Genomic DNA, 3844 nt, shown 5'->3' on the forward strand with positions numbered 1-3844 from the left:
CGGCGCGGGGCAAGCCCGCTCACCACCGCTACAGTGCAGTCATCAAAAAAGTGTCTTTCCAACAACAATAAAAGGACGCACCACCATGAAGTCATTCAAACGTACGCTGCTCGCCTCTGCCCTGGCCCTGCTCGCCCTGCCGGTGATGGCCGATTCCGCCCACCCGAAAATCGGTTTTTCCATCGACGACCTGCGCCTCGAACGCTGGTCCCGTGACCGCGACTACTTCGTGGCCGCCGCCGAAAAACTCGACGCCAAAGTGTTCGTGCAATCAGCCGATGCCAACGAGCAAAAACAAATTTCGCAGATCGAAAACCTGATCTCCCGTGGCGTCGACGTGATCGTCATCGTGCCGTTCAACGCCACCGTGCTGACCAACGCCGTCGCCGAAGCCAAGAAAGCCGGGATCAAGGTGGTGTCTTATGACCGCCTGATCCTCAACGCCGACATCGACGCCTACATCTCCTTCGATAACGAAAAAGTCGGCGAGATGCAGGCCAATGGCGTGTTGCAAGCGGCGCCCAAGGGCAACTACTTCCTGCTCGGCGGCGCGCCCACCGACAACAACGCCAAAGTGCTGCGCGAAGGCCAGATGAAAGTGCTGCAACCGGCAATCGACAAGGGCGATATCAAGATCGTCGGCCAGCAATGGGTCAAGGAATGGAACCCCACCGAAGCCCTGAGCATCGTCGAAAATGCGCTGACCCGGAACGACAACAAAATCGACGCCATCGTCGCGTCCAACGACGCTACCGCCGGCGGCGCGATTCAGGCCCTGGCTGCGCAGAAGCTCGCGGGCAAGGTGCCAATCTCCGGCCAGGACGCCGACCTCGCCGCGATCAAGCGCGTGATCGACGGCACCCAGACCATGACCGTGTACAAGCCGCTCAAACTGATCGCTTCGGAGGCCGCCAAGCTCTCGGTGCAACTGGCCCGCAATGAAAAACCCACCTACAGCTCGCAATACGACAACGGCAGCAAAAAGGTCGACACCATCCTGCTTACGCCCACCCCGCTGACCAAGGCCAACATCGACCTGCTGGAAAAAGACGGGTTCTACACCAAAGAGCAGATTGCCGGGCAGTGACCGCCATGGCCGACTACTTGCTGCAAATGAACGGCATCGTCAAAACCTTTGGCGGTGTCAAAGCGCTGAACGGCATCGATATCAAGGTGCGGCCGGGGGAATGCGTCGGCCTGTGCGGTGAGAACGGTGCGGGTAAATCCACCTTGATGAAGGTGCTGTCGGCGGTGTATCCGCATGGCACCTGGGAGGGCGAAATCCTCTGGGACGGGCAGCCGCTCAAGGCCCAGTCCATCAGCGAAACCGAGGCCGCCGGTATCGTCATCATTCACCAGGAACTGACCCTGGTGCCCGACCTGTCGGTGGCCGAAAACATCTTCATGGGCCACGAGCTGACGTTGCCGGGCGGGCGCATGAACTACCCGGCCATGCTGCACCGTGCCGAAGCCCTGATGCGCGAACTCAAAGTGCCGGACATGAACGTGGCGCTGCCGGTGTCGCAGTACGGCGGCGGCTACCAGCAACTGGTGGAAATCGCCAAGGCCCTGAACAAACAGGCGCGCCTGTTGATCCTCGATGAGCCCTCCTCGGCCCTGACCCGCTCGGAAATCGAGGTGCTGCTCGACATCATCCGCGGCCTCAAGGCCAAGGGCGTGGCCTGCGTGTACATCTCGCACAAGCTCGACGAAGTGGCGGCGGTGTGCGACACCGTGTCAGTGATCCGCGATGGCCAACACATCGCGACCACGGCCATGGCCGACATGGACATCGCGCAGATCATCACGCAAATGGTCGGCCGCGAGATGAGCAACCTCTACCCCACCGAACCGCGTGAAATTGGCGCGGTGATGTTCGAGGCGCGCAACGTCACGTGCTACGACGTCGACAACCCCAAGCGCAAGCGTGTGGACGACGTGTCTTTCGTGCTCAAGCGCGGTGAAATCCTCGGCATTGCCGGGCTGGTCGGCGCCGGGCGCACGGAATTGGTCTCGGCGCTGTTCGGCGCCTACCCAGGCCGCTACGGCTGCGAAGTGTGGCTCGACGGCCAGGTGATCGACACGCGCACGCCGCTCAAGTCGATCCGCGCCGGGCTGTGCATGGTGCCCGAAGACCGCAAGCGCCAAGGCATCATTCCCGACTTCGGCGTGGGCCAGAACATCACCCTCGCCGTGCTGGATAGCTACGCGCACCTGAGCCGAATCGACTCCGAAGCCGAGTTGGGCAGCATCGACCAACAAATCGCGCGCATGCACCTGAAGACCGCCAGCCCGTTTTTGCCGATCACCAGCCTGTCCGGTGGCAACCAGCAAAAGGCCGTGCTGGCGAAAATGCTCATGGCCAAGCCGCGCGTGCTGATCCTCGATGAACCCACGCGCGGGGTCGACGTCGGCGCCAAGTACGAGATCTACAAACTCATGGGCGCACTGGCCGCCGAAGGCGTGTCGATCATCATGGTCTCCTCCGAGCTGGCCGAGGTGCTGGGCGTGTCGGACCGCGTGCTGGTGATCGGCGAAGGCCAGTTGCGGGGTGACTTCATCAACGCCGGCCTCACCCAGGAACAGGTGCTGGCCGCCGCGCTCAGCCAAAATAATAACGATCGGAAGACCGCGTAGATGAATCAGGTCAAACACCTTTTCACCCGCTACAAAATGCTCGCCCTGGTGATTGCCGTGGCGATCATCTGGCTGTTTTTCAGCTGGCAGACCGAGGGCGGTTTCGTGACGCCGCGCAACCTGTCGAACCTGCTGCGGCAGATGTCGATCACCGGCATTCTGGCGTGCGGCATGGTACTGGTGATCATCAGCGGCGAGATCGATTTGTCGGTGGGTTCATTGCTGGGGCTGTTGGGCGGGCTCGCGGCGATCCTGGATGTGGTCTATCACCTGCCGCTGCTGGCCAACCTGAGTTTGGTGGCGCTGTGCGGCTTGATGATCGGCCTGGCCAACGGCTACATGACCGCTTACCTGCGCATCCCCTCGTTTATCGTCGGCCTGGGCGGCATGCTGGCATTTCGCGGGATTCTGCTGGGGATCACCGGCGGCACCACCATTGCGCCGGTGTCGCCGTCGCTGGTGTACGTGGGCCAAGGGTATTTGCCGCACAGCGTAGGCATCGGCCTTGGCGTCTTGCTGTTCGCACTGACGCTGTTTTTGACCTGGAAACAACGGCGCAACCGCGCCTTGCACGGTTTGGCGGCGCACTCATTGGTACGCGACATTGTGCGCGTGGCGGTGATCGGCGCGGTGCTGGCCGGGTTCGTCACCACCCTCAACAGCTACGACGGCATTCCGGTGCCGGTGCTGCTGTTGCTGGCGCTGCTGGGCGTGTTCAGCTACGTCACCAGCCAGACCGTGTTCGGCCGCCGCGTGTATGCGGTGGGCAGCAACATGGAAGCCACGCGGTTGTCGGGCATCAACGTGCAGGCAGTCAAGCTGTGGATCTTCGGCATCATGGGCGTGATGTGCGCCCTGGCCGGCATGGTCAACACCGCCCGCCTCGCCGCCGGCTCCCCCTCGGCGGGCAACATGGGCGAACTCGACGCCATTGCTGCGTGTTTCATCGGCGGTACGTCGATGCGCGGCGGGTCGGGCACGGTGTATGGCGCGCTGCTGGGGGCGTTGGTGATTACCAGTTTGGATAACGGCATGTCGATGCTGGACGTGGACAGTTACTGGCAGATGATCGTGAAGGGCAGCATTCTGGTGCTTGCGGTGTGGGTGGATGTGAGTACACGGGCGGGACGGCGATGAAATAAAGCGCTCAACAACACTGAAGACCTCAGGTGGGAGCTGGCTTGCCTGCGATAGCGGTGTATCAGCC

3 protein-coding genes are annotated in these 3844 nt (G+C 62.0%); all 3 read left to right on the forward strand.

Features of this window, described 5'->3' with window-relative positions:
• Positions 1-85: 85 nt before the first annotated feature.
• Genes xylF through WBB95_RS17315 form a run of 3 tightly spaced genes read left to right on the forward strand, consistent with a single transcriptional unit; the run spans position 86 to position 3774 of the window.
• Complete coding sequence (gene xylF, locus WBB95_RS17305; protein ID WP_424488698.1) at positions 86-1087, forward strand: D-xylose ABC transporter substrate-binding protein; 1002 nt, start codon at positions 86-88, stop codon at positions 1085-1087.
• Positions 1088-1092: 5 nt separating this feature from the next.
• Positions 1093-2637 carry a D-xylose ABC transporter ATP-binding protein gene (gene xylG / locus WBB95_RS17310; protein WP_424488699.1) on the forward strand — a complete coding sequence of 515 codons (1545 nt, stop codon included), beginning with the start codon at positions 1093-1095 and terminating at the stop codon, positions 2635-2637.
• On the forward strand, positions 2638-3774 hold the full coding sequence (locus WBB95_RS17315; RefSeq protein ID WP_424488700.1) for a sugar ABC transporter permease: 1137 nt from the start codon (positions 2638-2640) through the stop codon (positions 3772-3774). It begins immediately after the preceding gene.
• Positions 3775-3844: the final 70 nt, after the last annotated feature.

The sequence above is a fragment of the Pseudomonas sp. genome (assembly GCF_049645325.1).
Taxonomy (GTDB): Bacteria; Pseudomonadota; Gammaproteobacteria; order Pseudomonadales; family Pseudomonadaceae; genus Aquipseudomonas.